This is a genomic window from Nocardiopsis sp. MT53 (assembly GCF_019598965.1).
In the GTDB taxonomy this organism is placed as follows: Bacteria; Actinomycetota; Actinomycetes; order Streptosporangiales; family Streptosporangiaceae; genus Nocardiopsis; species Nocardiopsis changdeensis.
Window position 1 is genome coordinate 6569037 of sequence record NZ_CP080599.1, and the last position, 16713, is coordinate 6585749.

Annotated in this window: 10 protein-coding genes; 8 read left to right on the forward strand and 2 right to left on the reverse strand. The window is 76.7% G+C overall.

Annotated features, from left to right (window positions below; all coding sequences use genetic code 11):
* Positions 1-32: 32 nt before the first annotated feature.
* Positions 33-629, reverse strand: coding sequence for a dihydrofolate reductase family protein (locus K1J57_RS29540; RefSeq protein WP_220561971.1), 597 nt, complete (start codon positions 627-629; stop codon positions 33-35).
* Positions 630-888: 259 nt separating this feature from the next.
* On the opposite strand from K1J57_RS29540, the gene K1J57_RS29545 reads away from it, so the two are divergent.
* The 4 genes from K1J57_RS29545 (at position 889) to K1J57_RS29560 (ending at position 5022) form a co-directional block, all read left to right on the forward strand.
* Positions 889-1647 carry a class I SAM-dependent methyltransferase gene (locus tag K1J57_RS29545; RefSeq protein WP_220561972.1) on the forward strand — a complete coding sequence of 253 codons (759 nt, stop codon included), beginning with the start codon at positions 889-891 and terminating at the stop codon, positions 1645-1647.
* A gap of 75 nt (positions 1648-1722) precedes the next feature.
* Positions 1723-3075: a hypothetical protein gene (locus tag K1J57_RS29550; RefSeq protein WP_220561973.1), complete on the forward strand. Its 1353-nt coding sequence runs from the start codon at positions 1723-1725 to the stop codon at positions 3073-3075.
* Between the two features lie 265 nt (positions 3076-3340).
* On the forward strand, positions 3341-4426 hold the full coding sequence (locus tag K1J57_RS29555; protein WP_220561974.1) for an Rv2578c family radical SAM protein: 1086 nt from the start codon (positions 3341-3343) through the stop codon (positions 4424-4426).
* Positions 4427-4488: 62 nt separating this feature from the next.
* Positions 4489-5022, forward strand: coding sequence for a GNAT family N-acetyltransferase (locus K1J57_RS29560; protein ID WP_220561975.1), 534 nt, complete (start codon positions 4489-4491; stop codon positions 5020-5022).
* Positions 5023-5156: 134 nt separating this feature from the next.
* On the opposite strand, the gene K1J57_RS29565 is transcribed toward K1J57_RS29560, so the two are convergent.
* Entirely contained in the window at positions 5157-5762 is a 606-nt protein-coding gene (locus tag K1J57_RS29565) for a histidine phosphatase family protein (protein WP_220561976.1), read from the reverse strand.
* A 470-nt stretch (positions 5763-6232) separates the two neighbouring features.
* Between K1J57_RS29565 and K1J57_RS29570 the strand changes: the two genes are divergently transcribed.
* The 4 genes from K1J57_RS29570 (at position 6233) to K1J57_RS29585 (ending at position 16608) form a co-directional block, all read left to right on the forward strand.
* Complete coding sequence (locus tag K1J57_RS29570) at positions 6233-7888, forward strand: AMP-binding protein (protein ID WP_220561977.1); 1656 nt, start codon at positions 6233-6235, stop codon at positions 7886-7888.
* A gap of 175 nt (positions 7889-8063) precedes the next feature.
* A complete protein-coding gene (locus tag K1J57_RS29575; RefSeq protein ID WP_255646692.1) occupies positions 8064-15473 on the forward strand; it encodes a type I polyketide synthase in 7410 nt (2469 codons plus the stop codon).
* The gene (locus tag K1J57_RS29580) at positions 15470-16303 is read left to right on the forward strand and encodes an alpha/beta fold hydrolase (protein ID WP_255646693.1); all 834 of its coding nucleotides are present in this window, start codon (positions 15470-15472) and stop codon (positions 16301-16303) included. The genes K1J57_RS29575 and K1J57_RS29580 overlap by 4 nt, the downstream gene beginning before the upstream one ends.
* Positions 16300-16608: an acyl carrier protein gene (locus K1J57_RS29585; RefSeq protein WP_220561978.1), complete on the forward strand. Its 309-nt coding sequence runs from the start codon at positions 16300-16302 to the stop codon at positions 16606-16608. The genes K1J57_RS29580 and K1J57_RS29585 overlap by 4 nt, the downstream gene beginning before the upstream one ends.
* The last annotated feature ends 105 nt before the right edge of the window (positions 16609-16713 follow it).

Sequence of the window (16713 nt, forward strand, 5' to 3'; positions counted from 1 at the left end):
GCCCGGCGCGGCCGCGTCCGGGCCGCCCCGGTTCACGCGCGGGCGTATTCGGTGACGGTCACGCCGTTGTCGAACACCTGCCGGTCCACGACGGTGAACAGGCCGGGGTCGAAGCCGCCCTCGACCAGGGGGACGCCCGCCCCGGCCAGCACCGGGTAGCTCTTGAGCACCAGGCGGTCGATCTCCGCCAGGAGGACTCCCGCCAGCTTCCCGCCGCCGCACAGCCAGATGTCCAGGTCGGAGTCCTCCTCCTTGAGCGCCCGCACCAGGCCGACGGGGTCGCGGTCCACGACGGTGACCTCCGGGGCCGAGACCGGCCCCAGGGTCGTGGAGAGCACGTACTGGCGCAGGTGGGCGTAGGGGCTCTCGATGCCGTGGTCGTAGGCGGCCCGGTAGGTGCCCAGCCCCATGACCACCGTGTCGAAGCGGAGGTTGGGGGCGTCGGCCGGTCCGGAGGCCTCGCGGACGGCGGTGGGGGTGACCTCGGGGTAGTGGGCGTCGACCCAGGCGTTGTAGGCGGCCGAGCGCTCCTCGTCCGCCAGCGGGGCGAAGAAGAAGTCGAACTCGCCCGCGGGTCCGGCGATGCGCCCGTCGAGGGAGACGGCGGCGTAGTAGACGAGCTCACGCATGAAATCACTCCAAACAAAGTACTTCACTTGCAGTGGTCATGACTGTAACAGAACCTCCGGCCCGCCGACAGCCGACGGCCGGGGCTCCTTCCCACCGGTGCGGACACGCGCAGCGGGGTGGCCGGGCGCCGTCACGGGCCCAGCGGCACAGGATCGGATACACGCAGCGGGGCGGCCCGGCGCCGTCACGGGCCCGACGGCGCGGGAGCGGACACGCGGCGCCGGAGCCGCGTTGTGCCGCGCCGTCCGGTGGGCGAGGATGCCCGGTATGCCGAACCCGCCCGAAGACCACGCCGCGCCCTCCCGCCCGACCCGGGTGAACGACTACGACCACCTGGCCGCGGGCTACGACTCCGAGAACGCGTCCAGCATCATGAACGCCTACTACGAACGGCCCGCGATCCTGGCCCTGGCCGGGGACGTCGCCGGCCGCCGGGTCCTCGACGCCGGCTGCGGCTCCGGCCCGCTGTTCGCCGCGCTGCGCGACCGGGGCGCCCTCGTGAGCGGCATCGACCTCAGCCCCGGCATGCTCGCGTTGGCCGAGCGGAGGCTGGGCGGGGAGGCGGACCTGCGGGTGGCGGACCTGCGCGACCCGCTCCCCTTCCCCGACGGTGCGTTCGACGACGTCGTGGCGTCGCTGGTGCTGCACTACCTCCGGGACTGGGGTCCGACACTGGCCGAGTTCCGGCGCGTGCTGACAACCGGAGGCCGCCTGATCATGTCCGTCGACCACCCCTTCGCCGTCCACGCCGTCCAGCGGGCGGCCGGGCAGAGGACCGACTACTTCGCGACCCACCACTGGACCGAGGAGTGGACCATGGGCGGCCTGACCGCGACCATGGGCTTCTGGAACCGGCCGCTGCACGCCATGACGGACGCCTTCACCACGGCCGGCTTCCGGATCTCCGCCATCAGCGAACCGCTGCCCGACCCGGCCGCCCGCGAACTGTTCCCCGACGACTTCCGCGTCCTGTCCACCAGCCCGGCCTTCCTGTTCTTCGTCCTGGAGGCCGCCTGACGGCCCCCGTCCCCGGCACCGGCGGCGGAAAAAGGACGGCTGTCCCGGCCGGAACGGCCCGGCTAGGTTGGCCCCATGACGAACCTCGCTCACCCGCGGCTGTCCGGGCTCGGGCGGAATCCCGCGGCGCCCCGGGACGTCCTGGTGCGTCTGGTCGCGCACCGGGCCGGCAGAAGCGGCCTGACCCAGCGCCCCGGGCGGCTGGAGGACGCCGTCGTCGAAGCCCTGCTGGCGCACGGCGACCGCCGGAGCTCGGTGACCCTGTACGGGGACCGGGTCTCCCCGGAGATGCGCAGGAGGATCGCAGAGCACCCCGACCCCGAGATCCGCGACGCGTACCCGGACTTCGTCCGCGACATGGTGGAGCGCGGGGTGCCGCTCGGCCTCGACGACCTGGAACTGGTCTACGCCCGCCCCCGCGACGCGCTCGCCCGCGCGGAGGACCCGAACCTGCGCGCCGCCATCGCGAACGTCTGGCATGACCGCCCTCCGGCCGTGCAGGCCGAACTGCTCGCAGACCCCGACCCCCGGGTCCGGGCGGCCGCCACCCGGCACGAGCGGCCCGGCATCCCACCCGAATGGCGGGAGCGCTGCCTCGCCGACCCCGCCGTGCGCGCCAACGCGGCCAGCCGCGTCCCGCTCACGGCGGAGCAGTTCGAGCGGCTGGTGCGGAGCGGGGACGAGGGGGTCCTCACGGCCGTCGCCGACAATCCCCACCTCTCCGCGGAGATGGCCGCCCGGCTGGCGGACGTCGACCACCCGTCCGTGCGGATCGCGGCGGCGCTGAGCCGCCACGTGGACGCCGCGACCCGGGACCGGCTGTACGCGCTCGTCGAGGCCGAGTACGCGAACGGGAGCCTCGAGGCAGAGATGGCCCTGTACTGGTACCCCGCCGAACCCGGCTGGCTGCGCGAGACCCCTCTCGACGAGCGGCTGGCCTACCTCGACTGCCCGCACACGGTGTTCCGGCGTGTGCTGGCCTCCTGCCACGACCTTCCCGAAGAGGCCTGGCGCCGACTGGACGACGACCCCGACCCCCGGGTCCGCCAGATCGCCGCCCACCGCCCGGACACACCGCCGGACGTCCTGGAACGCCTGGTACGCGAACACGGCGACATCCGTCCCGGACCTCCTCTCGTGGAGCACTCGAACTTCCCCCGGCACGCACTGCGCACGTTCGTCGACGAAACCGACCCCCGGGTGCGCCGCCTGGCCCTGCACGACCCGGAACTCCCCGCGCGCGACCTCGAACGGCTCGCCGCCGACCCCTCCCTGCGCGGCGGGGTGGCCGCCCACCCCAACGCCACGGACGCGCTGCTGGACCGGCTGCTCTCCGATCCCGACCACAACGTCGCCGACAACGCCGCCGCCAACCCCGCCCTGCCCCTGGACCGGATGTACCGCATCCTCGTCGCCGCCGGGCTGTGAACCCGCCGGACCCGGCCAGGCCCCGCGGGGCACGCGGAGCGCACGGAGCCGAGGCCGACGGGAACGGGGTTCCCCGGCAGCCCCTGCCCCTCCCCCGGCCCACCGGCACGATTTTCTCCCTCCCGGGACACCGGCCCGCCCCCTCGGAAACCCCTGCCGCTTCTGGGAAACCGGCCCGCGCCGCGCCGGCGCCGGGCCGTCCGGACGCCCCGTCCGGCGTTCGAACCACTCGACAGCCGTTCGAAAACATGTTCGAATCACAGGCATGCGCTGGGAGAACCTGAGAGAGGGAACCACGACCGTCGAACAGACCGCGCTGTTCGACCACACGCCGCCCCCGGCCCGGGGCACCGGGCGGGCGGGGCTGCACACGGCCGGGCCCGGGCCGGTACGGGCGGGGCAGGACGGTGAACCCGTCGCGATCGAGGTCCGGGCCCGGTCCATCATCAACCGGGTCCCCGGCGACTCCCCCCTGTTCCGCTGGAGCGTGAACCCCTACCGCGGCTGTTCGCACGCCTGCGTGTACTGCTTCGCCCGGCGCACCCACGAGTACCTGGACCTGGACAGCGGCCATGACTTCGACACCCGCATCGTCGTCAAGGTCAACGCCGGCGAACGGCTGCGCGCCGAGCTCGCCCGCCCCTCCTGGCGCGGGGAGCACATCGCGATGGGCACCAACACCGACCCCTACCAGCGCGCCGAGGGCCGCTACCGGCTCATGCCGCAGATCATCGCCGCCCTGCGCGACGCCGCCAACCCCTTCTCGATCCTCACCAAGGGCACGCTGGTCCTGCGCGACCTGGACCTGCTCGAACAGGCGGCCCGTGTCACCGAGGTCGGCATGGCGGTCTCGGTGGGCTCCGTGGACGAGGCCGTGTGGCGCACGGTGGAGCCGGGGACCCCGAGCCCGCGGGCGCGCCTGGACGTGGTGCGCCGCCTGGCCGAACGCGGCCTGGAGTGCTCGGTGCTGATGGCGCCGATCCTGCCCGGCCTGACCGACTCGGCCGAACAGATCGAGGAGACCGTGGCCGCCATCGCCGAGGCGGGGGCCGCCCGCGTCACCCCGATCGTGCTGCACCTGAGGCCGGGCGCCCGCGAGTGGTACCGGGCCTGGCTCTCACGCGAGCACCCGGGGCTGCTGCCGCTGTACGGCAGGCTGTACGGCCGCGGCTCCTACGCGCCCGAGTCCTACCGGCGGATCGTCACGGAGGCCGTCCGCGAGATCGCCGGCCGCCACGGACTGAACCGCCCGGGCCCCGCCCACCGCGCCCGCGCCCGCGCCCCGGAGCGGCCCGCCGCGGCCCCCGCCGACCTGCGCCCCGAACAGCTCGCCCTGGGCTTCCCCGGCTGAGGCCCGTCGCGGAAGCGGCGTCCGCCGCGCCGGGGATTCCGGGGCCGTGCGATCATCCGGGCATGGCGTTCGATCGGAACATCGAGGTCGGCTTCGAGGTCGCGTCCGACGACCGGATCGACGAGGTCCTGGAGGTGCTCGACGAGGCGGCCGCGTGGCTGGGCGCGCGGGGCATCGACCAGTGGCCCCCGCGGTTCGACGCGGAATGGGTCGCGGGGGCGGTGTCGCGGGGTGAGACATGGCTGGTCGGCGCGGGCGGCGAGGTCGCCGGCACGATCACCCTGGACTGGGACGACCCGTTGTGGTCGGATCTCGGCGGCGCCGCGGGCTACGTGCACCGGATGGCCGTGCGCCGCCGGGCCGCCGGACTGGGGTCGGTGATGCTCGGCTGGGCGTCCGGTGCCGCGCGCCGCCACGGCGCCGAGGCCCTGCGGCTGGACTGCGTGGCGTCCAACGCGCGGCTGCGCGCCTACTACGAGGCCCGGGGGTTCGTGCACCGCGGCGACGTGGCGGTGGGCGGCGCGCCCGGCCAGCGGGCGGGCGGAGGTCCCGTCACCCGGGTGAGCCGGTACGAGCTCCGCCTGTCGACCGGCTGACCGCCCCGCCCGGCCGACCGCCGCCGGAACCGCCGCCCCTGCACCCGGTCGGCCCGGGCGAACGCGGTCCCGTGGCGGCCGCACGCTCCGCAGGCCCACTCCCTGGCAAGGCCCTTTCACCGCTCCGACGGTGCTCAGGCCCGGCCGCCGCCCGCGAACCCCGTCCACCGCAACCCGGCGGGCAGGTGGGACATGTCGTTGAACATCACGACGGCCGGGGGTCCGTCGTCGCTGAATTCGACCACCGTGAGGGAGGCGTTCGCGACGCCCGCCAGGGACATCCATTGCGCGGGCGGCGCGTTCAATACCTCGCGGACGATCCAGGCGATCGGGTACGCGTGCGTCACCACCACTTCGTGCGTCGCGCGCCGCCCCTGGCCGTTGGGCCCGCAGAACCGTGCCGTCAAAGCGTCCGCGGTCCTTCGCCCGGCATCGGCTTCGCCGCGGTCGTAACCGTCGAAGAACCCCTTCCACGAGGGCGGCACGTCCTCGGGTCCGGGGACGAACGGAACGTTGTCCACGAGTTCGGCCGCCTCGTCGACCAGCACGCGCGGCATCTCGGCCGCGATGATCCGGGCGCTGTCCACCGCGCGCGGCAGCGGCGAGTGCCAGACGGCGTCGACGGGCGCCCCGGCGAGCCGCCGCCCGAGCAGCCGGGCCTGCTCCCGGCCGTCGGCGGTCACCTGCCCCAGGGCGTCGGCCGCGCCGTGGCGTACGAGGTAGAGGGTGCGCTGGGCCACGGTTCGGGCCCCTTTCTCCTAGGGGGTCGGAGGAACTCTCACGGTCTGGGCCGGGCGGCGGACCCGCCTGCCGCACAGCGGCCATCCTATTCGCAACGAGACCGCCCTCTCCGGTCTCGGTCCGGCACCGGCTACGGCACGGCCGCGCGCCCCGACCCCTCATGCACGCCGCCAACTTTCCGAAGCCGGATACGCCCGTTTCGTTGGCTCTGACAGTGCCTCATCCCCGGTTCCGAAACCCGCCGCGACCGGGTCGGAGGCCGTGAACCCTTCGCGAAAGGGCAGAAGAACCGGAAATCACAGAGCAAAGGAAAACCCTTCCAAAACGCACTTCCACGCAGCTCACAAAAAACGGACAACGGAATACACGACCAAAAAGGAAACCCTCTGTATTCGCTTCGCCACCTGTAGTACTGTCCATTCGCGTGCGGCCTTCGGGCCGTGTTCACAAAAAGGAATTCCAGGGGGCGATGGAGATGCGGGCGGCGAGCGGACCGGAACTCTACCGGGCCCGGGGCTGGTGGCGGGCCGAACTCCTGGACGACCTGGTGCTGCGGCACGCCGCGGGCGGTCCGGCGGCCGCGGACCGGCCCGCGGTCGCCGGACCGCGGCCGCTGACCCACCGCGAGCTCGCCGGGGCCGTCGACGCCGCGTCCCGCCGCCTGGCCGGTCTGGGCGTGCGGGCCCCCGGCCCCGTCCTCGTGCAGCTGCCCAACAGCGTCGAGTTCCTCGTCCTCACGCTCGCGCTGATCCGGGCCGGCTGCCCGCCCATCCTGGCCCACCCCGCCCTGTGCGAGCACGAACTGGAGCCGGTCGTGGCCGACCTCGCCCCCGTGGCGGCCGCGGTCCCGGCCGCCACCGGGCGCACCGACCACCCGGCCATGCTGCGCGGGCTCCTCCGGCACGGTCCCGCGCCGCGCGCCGTCCTGGTGCTCGGCCCCGGCGCCCCCGGCCCGGACGGGGCGGACCTCGCGGCGCTGTGCGCGCCCGGCACGGCCCCTGGCCCCCGCCCGCACACCGCCGACCCCGGCGACACCGCCCTGTACTTCCTGTCCAGCGGGACCACCGGCCCGCCCAAGCCCATCCCCCGCACCCACGAGGCGCTCGGCTCGGTGGTCCGCGCCTCCGCCGTGGCGGCGGGCCTGGGCCCGGACTCGGTCTACCTGGCGGCGCTCCCCGCCACGCACAGCTTCACCTGCGCCCACCCCGGGATGTTCGGCGCGCTCGCGCGAGGCGGCTCCGTCGCCTTCGCCGGCACCGCCGACGCCGACGCCCTGCTGGAGCTGGCCGGCCTGCACCGCGTCACGCACACCGCACTGGTCCCCGGCCTCGCCGGGCAGCTGGCCTCCCGGGCCGCCGACTCCGGCGCCGCGCCGTGGTCCCTGCGGGTGGTGCAGGTGGGCGGGGCGCGGCTGGCACCGGACACCGCCCGCCGGATCAGGGCGGAGCTGGGGTGCCGTGTCCAGCAGGTGTACGGGATGAGCGAGGGGCTGCTGACCTTCACCCGCCTCGACGACCCCGAGGCCGTCACCGACCTGACCCAGGGCCGCCCGGTGGCCCCCGGCGACGAGCTGCTCGTGGTCGGGGCGGACGGCCGCCCGGTCGCCCCCGGGGAGCAGGGGGAGCTGTGGACCCGCGGGCCGAGCACCATCACCGCCTACGCGGGCCGCGCCGCGGGCGAACCGGGCCGGTTCGGCCCCGAGGGGCACTACCGCACCGGCGACCTGGTGCGCGTCGACCCGGCGGGGAACGTGGCGGTGACCGGCCGGGTCAAGGACGTCATCAACCGGGGCGGGGAGAAGGTCGCCGCCGACGACCTCGAAGCCGTGCTCACCCGCCACCCGGGGGTGCGCGCGGCCGCGGCGGTCGGCTTCCCCCACCCCCTGTACGGGGAGGGGGTGTGCGCCGTCGTCGTCCCCGGCGGCGGCCCGGCGGACGCCGCCGGGCGGCTCACCCTGCGCGGCCTGCGCGCGTTCCTGCGCGAGGAGGGCGTGGCCTCGTTCAAGCTCCCCGACCGGGTGGTGGTCCTCGACGCCCTGCCCACGGTCGGGATCGGCAAGGTCGACAAGGAGGCGCTGCGGCGCCTGGCCGCCGACCGCGCGGCCGGTCCCGTCCCGTCGGTGTGACGGCCGCCCCCGACACCGCCCCCGCGCCCGATCCGGCCGCGGCGCGGCGGGACCGGCCCCCGCGCGCCCCCGCCTCTCGCCCCGCCCTCCTTCCCACCGGCACCAGAGACCTTCCACGACCGGCCTGCCGCGGGCCCGCCCCGAGCGCCCCGGCGAACCCGACCGAAAGGGCAGCATGAACCGAACTCCGACCCCCGGGAAGGACGCCGTCGCCGTGATCGGCGCCGCCTGCCGCCTCCCCGGCGGCATCACCGGCCTGGACGGCCTGTGGGAAGCGCTCCGGGACGGCCGCGACCTGGTGACCGAGGTCCCCGCCGACCGCTTCGACAAGGCCTGGTTCCACTCCGCCGATCCGGACCGCCCCGGCAAGAGCTACACCTTCGCGGGCGGGATCGTCGACGGCATCGAGGAGTGGGACCCCGGCTTCTTCGGGATCTCCCCCCGTGAGGCCGCGCGGATCGACCCCCGCCAGCGGATGGCGCTGGAGCTGGCCGTGGAGGCGTTCGACGACGCCGGGGTCGACCCGCGCGGGCTGCACGGCTCCGACACCGCGGTCCACCTCGGCGTCTACTCGCTCCCCTTCGGCTCCCTGCAGTCCCGGGACACGGCGTCGATCGACGCGCCCACCGCTCTGGGCAGCAGCGCGACGGCGGTGCCCAACCGGGTCTCCTACCACTTCGACCTGCGCGGCCCCAGCACGGTGACCGACACCGCCTGCTCCTCCTCCCTCGTGGCGCTCCACCACGCCTGCGGGGAGCTGCTGTCCGGGCGGACCGGGCTGGCGCTGGCCGGCGGGGTCAACCTCCTGCTCGACCCCTACGAGTACGTCATCGCCGCCAAGGCCCGGATGCTCTCGCCCACCGGCCGCTGCCGGACCTTCTCCGCCGACGCCGACGGGTTCGTCCGCGCCGAGGGCGGCGGGATGCTCCTGCTCAAGCGGCTGTCCGACGCGGTCGCCGACGGCGACCGGGTGCACGCGGTCGTCCTGGGCACCGGGATCAACTGCGACGGCCGCACCCCCGGCCTGGCCCACCCCGGCGAGGAGGCCCAGGAGGAGCTGCTGCGCGGGGTGTACGCGGGCGCGGGGGTGTCGCCGCGGGACCTCGCCTACCTGGAGGCGCACGGCACCGGGACGCGGGTCGGCGACGTGGTCGAGTGCACGGCGCTCGGGCGCGCCCTGGGCGTGCACCGCGGTCCGGCCGGGCCGCTGCCGGTGGGGTCGGTCAAGTCCAACCTCGGCCACCTGGAGGCCGCCGCCGGAGTGGCCGGCCTGCTCAAGGGGATCGTGGTCCTGCGCCACCGGGAGATCCCGCCGTCGCTGCACTCGAGGACCCTCAACCCCGGGATCGACTTCGACGGGCTGGGGCTGCTGCCGGTGCGGGAGAGGCTCCCCCTGGGCGGCGGGGGGCGCCCCCTGGTGGGGGTGAGCTCCTTCGGCGCGGGCGGCGCCAACGCCCACGTGGTCCTGGGCGCCCACACGGCACCGGACCGGCCGGGGAGCCCCGTCCGGTCCGCGGCGCCGAGGCTGCCGGTCGTGGTGTCCGGCCACACCGGGGAGGCGCTGCGGCAGGCGGCCCGGGCGCACGCCGACCGGCTGCGCTCGGCCGCCCCGGAGGAGTTCTACGACCTGGCCCGCACCGCCTCCGTCCGGCGGGGACGGCTTCGCCACCGCGCCGCCGTGCTGGCGCAGGGCCCGGCCGAGGCCGCCGACCTGCTGGAGGCGGTCGCGGACGGGGCCCCGGGCGCCGACGGCGCCGAGGGGGCGAACACGACGGACGCCGACGGCGCACGGGCGGCCTTCGTCTTCTCCGGGAACGGGTCGCAGTGGGCCGGCATGGGAGCCGGCCTGCTCGACTCCGAGCCCGTGTTCCGGGAGGAGGTGGAGCGCGTCGACGCCGCGCTCCGCCCCCACCTGGGGTGGTCGGTCGTCGACGAGCTGCGCGCCCCGCGGGAGCGGTCCGCCCTGGCGCGCACCGAGGTCGCCCAGCCCGCCCTGTTCGCGGTCCAGGCCGGCCTGGTCGCGGCGCTGGCCGAGCGGGGCGTCCGCCCCGCGGCCGTGGTCGGGCACAGCGCGGGCGAGGTCGCCGCCGCCTACGCCTGCGGGGCGCTGGACCTGGACTCCGCCGCCCGGGTGATCGCGGAGCGGAGCCGGGCGCAGGGGACGACGGCCGGAACGGGCAGGATGGCCGCGGTGGGCCTGTCCCCGGCGGAGGCGGAGAAGGAGCTCGCCCCGTTCCGGGACCGGCTGGAGATCGCCGGTGTCAACGGCGACACCGACGTCAACGTCGCCGGTGAGACCGGGGCCCTGCGCGAACTGGGCGAGCTGCTCGCGCTGCGCGGCGTCTTCCACCGCGAGCTGGACCTCGACTACGCCTTCCACAGCCGCATGATGGACCCGGTCCGGGCCGACCTGCTGCGGGCGCTGGAGGGGCTGGCCCCGAGCACCCCGCACACCCCGATGGTCTCCTCCGTCACCGCGTGCCGCCTGCTCGACGGAGAGCCCGACGCCGCCTACTGGTGGCGCAACGTCCGCGAGCCGGTCCTGTTCGCCCAGGCCGTCCGAACCCTGGCGGAGGAGGGCTGCGACGTGTTCGTGGAGGTCGCGCCGCACCCGGTGCTGGGCGGCTACCTGCGGCGGGCGTCCGGAACCGGCCGCGGCCGGACCGCGGTGCTGCCGACGCTGCGCAGGCCCGCCGAGGACGGGACGACGGACGAACGGGCCGCCCTCGACTCCACCGCCTGCCGGGTCATCGCCGCGGGGGCGGCCGACCTGGCCGGGTTCTTCCCCGAACAGGGGCGCGTGGCCGACCTGCCCGGCGTCCCCTGGCAGCGCGAACGGCACTGGAACGGGTCCGCGGACTGGTGGGCGCCGCTCACCGGCGCCGGCCGCGGCCCCTACGAGCACCCGCTGCTCGGCCAGCGCGTCCCCGGCCCCGACGCGGCCTGGTCCGGCGAGGTCGAGCCCGCGCGCCTGCCGTGGCTGGCCGACCACCGGGTGGGCGGCGCGGTGGTGATGCCCGCGGCCGCCTTCGCCGAGATGGCGCTGGCCGCGGGGCGCCGGGCGCTCTCGGGCCCCGTCGAGGTCGTCTCCCTGGACATCCTCCGGGTCCTCCCCCTGCCCTGGGAGGACCCGGAGATGGACGTGCGCACCCAGGTCTCGGTCCCGGACGGCGCCGGAACGGTGCGCATCGCCGCCCGGACCGGCGGCGACTGGCGGACGCACGCCCGGGCGCGGGTCCGGCCGCCGGCCGGTGAGGCGCCGCCCCCGCTGGACGCCGGGCGCGTGCGCTCCCGGTGCGGCCCGGACCTGGGCGCCGACGGCCACTACGCCCGGATGGCGGAGGCGGGGATCGGGTACGGACCCGCCTTCCGCCCGCTGCGCCGCCTGCACGCGGCCGACGGCGAGGTGCTGGCCGACTACGAGGTCGCCGACGCGGAGGACTTCGAGGTCTCCCCGGTCCTGATGGACGCCGCCCTCCAGACCACGGCGGCCCTGTGCGGCACGGACCCCGGCGGGGACGCGTTCCTGCCCGCCGCCATCGGGGCGGTGCGCCGCTGGCGCCGTCCCGCGGCCTCCGGCCTCGTCCACGCCCGGCTGCGCGAGGCGACCGACGACGAGATCGTCTGCGACCTGCTCATCACCGACGGGGACGGGACGGTCTCCGTCGAGATCGAGGGGTACCGCGGCCGGCGGTTCCGCGCCGGGTCCTCCCGCCCGGTCCTCTACGCCACCCGGATGCGCGCGGCCCCCAAGGTGTCCCCACCACCCGCCGCCCTGCCTGGCCCCCGGGAGCTGGCGGAGGCCGCGGCGCCCGGGATCGGGGAGGCCGAACGGGAGTGGGCCGGCTCCCGCGGCCTCGCCTCCGACGCCGCCGCCCTGACCCTGACCGCGCACCACGCCGCCCGGGCCCTGGCCGAGCTGGCGGCGGGCGCCGAGACCTTCGGCACCGCCGACCTGGTCGCCGCGGGCGTGCGCCCGCACTACGACCGGCTCCTGGGGATCCTCGCCTCGGTCGCCCAGGCCGAAGGACTGTTGGAGGACGTCTCCGCGGACGGCGGCGCACCCCGCTGGCGGGTGTGCGGGCCCGTCGACCCCGAGCGCGCCATGGAGGAGGCCTCCTGGGCCCTGCCCGAGGCCGCGCCGGCACTGGTGCTCTACGAGCGCTGCGGGTGGCGCCTGGCCGAGGCGCTGCGCGGGGAGCTCGACCCGGTCGAGCTCGTCTTCTCCGACTCCGGCGCGCGCCTGGCCCGGTACATCTACGAGTCGCTGCCCTTCTCGCGCGCGGCCAACCGGTACGCCGCCGCCGCGGTCGCGGCGCTGGTCGAGCGCTGGCCCGCCGACCGCCCGCTGCGCGTCCTGGAGGTCGGCGGCGGCACCGGGGCCACCGCCGCCGCGCTGCTGCCGCTCCTGCCCGCCGAACGCACCCGGTACGTCTTCACCGACCTGTCCCCCTCCCTGGTGTCCAGGGCCGTGCGGCGGTTCGCCGACCACGGCTTCGTCGAGTGCCGCACCCTCGACCTGGAGGTCCCGGCCACGGAGCAGGGGCTCGACGAGGGCGGGTTCGACCTGGTGGTGGCCGCCAACGTGCTGCACGCCACCTCCGACCTGCGGGCGGTGCTGGGACGGCTGTCGGAGGTGCTCGCCGACGGCGGCCGGCTCCTGGCCGTGGAGCACCACGACGCCGGGCAGCTGGCGCTGGCGTTCGGGCTGCTGGACGGTTTCTGGGCCTACACCGACACCGACCTGCGCACCGACTCCCCGTTGCTGACCGCCCGGCAGTGGACGGACCTGCTGGAGTCGTCCGGGTTCGAGGAGACCACCCGGCTCAGCGACGCCGACGAGCGGTCGTCGGTGCTCCTGACCCGGCGCTCCGACCGCTCTCCCGCGCCGCGGGACCCCGTGCCCGGCTTCAGTGGCGCCCGGGTGCTCATCGCCGCCGAGGACGGCGCCGGGGAGCACGCCCGGGCGCTGCGGGAGCGGATCGTCGAGGGCGGGGGCGACGCCGCGCGGACCGGCCTGCCCCGGTGCGCCGCGGGATGGGCCCGGGCCCTGGAGCGGGACGCCCCCTCCGAGGTCGTGCTGTTCCTGGGCGACCGGCCGCAGGACCCGGACGGCGGTGTGGGCGCCGCGGTGGAGCGCGTCGCCGCGCTCCGCGCCCTGGTCGACGCCCTCGAGGAACGCGACACCCCGCCCCGGGTGTGGGCGGTGACCCGCCCCTGCGGGGTGCTTCCCGCCCCGGAGCCCTGCGGGGCACCGGAGGACGCGGCCACCTGGGGCGTGGCCCGCGTCCTGGACGGGGAGCGGCCGTGGCTGGACCTGCGGCACGTCTCCCTGCTCCGGACCGGCGACCCCGGCGCCGACACCGCGGCGCTGGCCGCCGAGCTGGCGGACCCCGACAGCGAGGACGAGGTGGTGCTGAACGGGCAGGGCCGGTTCGTGCCCCGCCTCGCCCCGCTCCCCCCGGCCACGGGCGAATCCGGGCCCGGTGAGGTGTGCCGCCTGCGGCTCACCGACCCCGGCCCCTCCTCCCGGCTGGAGTGGGTGCGCACCGCCGCCCCCGAACCGGCCGCGGACGAGGTCCTCATCGACGTACGGGCGGTGGCGGTGACCGGCCGGGACGCCGCGGAAGCACTGGGCGAGGCCCCGGCGCGCCCCGCGGCCGGCGGAGGCCACTCCGCGGGGTACGCCTGCGCCGGGGTGGTGAAGGCGGTCGGCGGCCGCGTCGACGGCCTCGCGCCGGGCGACCGGGTCTACGCCTTCACCCCGGGGGCCGGCGCGACCCGGGTGTGCGCCCGCGCCGACATGGTCGGGCGGATCCCCGACAGGACGCGGTTCACCGAGGCCGCCACCCTGCCCGCCTACCTGGCCGTGCAGCACGGCCTGGAGCACCTGGCGGGCCTGGGGGAGGGCGAGACGCTGCTCGTGCACGGCCTGGGCGGGGGGACCGCGGCCGCCGCGGTCGCCCACGCCCGCGAGGTCGGGGCCCGCGTCATCGCCACCGCCGAGCACCCCAACGGCCGCGACCTGCTGGGCATGCTGGGGGTGGCGGACGTGCTCGACACCGGCGACCCCGCCCTGGCCCGCAAGGTGTCCGCGCTGACCGGCGGGCGCGGCCCCGACGTGGTCTACAACACGGCCACCGGCGCCGCCGCGGCCCTCGCGCTGGAACTGCTGCCGCCGGGCGGCCGGTTCGTCCAGGCGGCCGACGGCCCCGCCCTGCCGTCCCCGCTGCCGCCGCTCCACGGCGACCTGCTGCTCGCCTCGGTCGACACCGCGCGCATGGCGGCCGAGCGCCCCGCCGCCGCGGCCGCGTGCTTCGCCCGCGCCGCCGAACACGTCGAGGCCGGCGCCTACCGCCCGCTCCCGCTGGAGCTGCACGAGCCGGAGGGCGCTGGAGAGGCCTTCCGCGCGCCGCGCGCCCCGGCCACCGCCGGGTGCGCGGTGGTGTCCCTGGAGCGGACACCCGCCGCGGTCGTCCCGCCCCGCCCGGCCGCCTTCGACCCCGCGGGCACCTACCTGATCACCGGTGGGACGAGCGGGTTCGGCGCGGCCACCGCCCGGTGGATGGCCCGGCGCGGCGCCCGGCACCTGGCGCTGACGAGCCGGCGCGGCGGTGCCGCCCCGGAGGTCCCCGCGCTCCTGCGGGACCTGGAGGAGCTCGGCGCGCAGGCCTCCGTGCACGCGCTGGACGCGACCGACGCCGCGGGCGTCCGGTCGCTGATCGCCGGGTTCGCCGAGGAGGGCCGTCCGCTGCGCGGTGTGGTGCACGCCGCGATGGTGCTGCACGACGAGCCGTTCGAGGACACCGACGACGAGCGGATCCGGGCCGTGCTGGCGCCCAAGCTGGGCGGCGCGCACGTCCTGGACCGGGCCACCCGCGGCATGGACCTCGACCTGTTCGCGGTCTACTCATCGGTGACCTCGGCCATCGGCAACCTGCACCAGGCGGGCTACGCGGCGGCCAACGCCACCGCGGAGGCGGTGGTCCGCTCCCGGCGGCGGGCCGGCCTGCCCGGCATCGCCGTGCAGTGGGGCAGCATCCGCGACGTGGGCGCCCTGGCCGAGGAGGGCGTCGCCCGCACCGTGGTCCGGCTCGGCATGGGCCTGATCTCCGCCGACCGGGCGTTCGCCGCCCTGGAGGAGCTCCTGGGCCGCGACGCCGAGGTGGCCGCGGTACTGAACATCGACTGGGCCCGGATCGCCGAGATCCGGCCCTACGTCATGCAGAGGCCGCGGCTGCGGAGCCTGGTCCCGGAGTCCTCCGGGTGCGACGCCACCGCCCTGGAGAAGGCCCGGCGCCGACTGGCGGAGGCGCCGCCGGAGGAGGCCGAGGCGGTGGCCGCGGAGATGCTCGCCGGAGTGGTGGCCCGTGTGGTGGGCGCGCCCCCGGAGCGGGTCGACCGCGACCGCACCCTCGACCACCTGGGGTTCGACTCGATCATGGCGACCGAGCTCCTGGGGGCGATCCGCAAGGAGTTCGGCTGCGACCTGGCCCTCGTGGAGATCGTGTCCGGGCCGTCCGTCACCGAACTGGCCGGGCGCGTGGTGGCCCGGCTGCGGAACACGAAGGAGGAGGCGAAGTGAGGCTCGAAACCCGCACGTGGGGCGAGGGCGAACGGACCGCGCTGCTGGTGCACGGGTTCGCCTGCGACTCCGGCACCTGGGAGCGCACGGCCGGCGTGCTCGCCGACCGGGGCTACCGGGTCGTCGCCCCCGACCTGCGCGGACACGGCGCGAGCCCGCGCGGCTACTACAGTCCGCGGGCGCTCGCCGACGACCTGGTGGAGACGCTGCCCGCGGGGGCCGACCTCGCGCTGGGGCACTCGCTGGGCGCGGCCCTCCTCGGGCTCGCGGCCGACGGCCTGCGCCCGGCGCGGCTGGTCTACGCCGAACCGTACTGGGGCATCCGGGCGGTCACCGACCTCCCCGACCCCCGGTCGGCGGCCCGGCTGGTGGGCGTGACCCCGGAGGAGATCGCCGAGCGCAACCCCGGGTGGTCCCGCGCCGAGGTCGAGGCGGAGGCGCGCGCCCGCGCCCTCTGGGACCCGCGGACCATGGTGGACCTGCACGCCTTCGACATGCCCGCGCTCCCGGAGTCGACCGCGGTGCCGTCCCTCATCCTGCTGGCCGAGCGGCGCGGGCTCGTCCCGGAGATCGACGGGGACGACGGCCGGGCGCGCGGTTTCGACGTCCGCACCGTCGCGGGGACGGGGCACATGCTCCACCTCGACGCGCCGGAGGGGTTCGCCGCGGAGCTGCTGTCCTGGCTGGAGGAGACCGACGGGCCGCGGGCGGAGCGCCCGATAGGGGGCGCGGGCGAGGCCGGCACAGGGGTCGGGTCCGGGGCTGGGACCCGGGCCGGGGCCGGGGCGTCCGCGGGCGCCGGGGCCCGGGAAGCGGGGGGCGCCGGATGACCGCCGACACACGGCCGTTGAAGGCGCGGCTGGCCGCGCTGCCCGCCGCCGAGCGGGAGCGGCTGCTGCTGGACGTCGTCATGGAGTGCACGGCCGCCGTGCTCGGCCACGACGACCTCCGGGACCTGGAGCCCGACATGGAGTTCGCGGAGGCCGGGGTGGACTCCATCACCGCGGTGGAGATCCGCTCCCGCCTCTCGGCCCGGCTGGGCGCGCCGGTCCCGCGCGACCGGCTGAACGCCGCCCCGACCTTCGCCGAGGCGGCCCGCGTCCTCCAGGACCTGTTCCCCGGCCACCGAGGCTGACGGGAGCGCGCCCCGGGACCGCGCGGCCCCGGGGCGCGCCGGACCGAGGCCCCCTTCCCCCGCTACTTCGGCGGGGGAAGGGGGCCGCCCGACGAACGAGGAGCA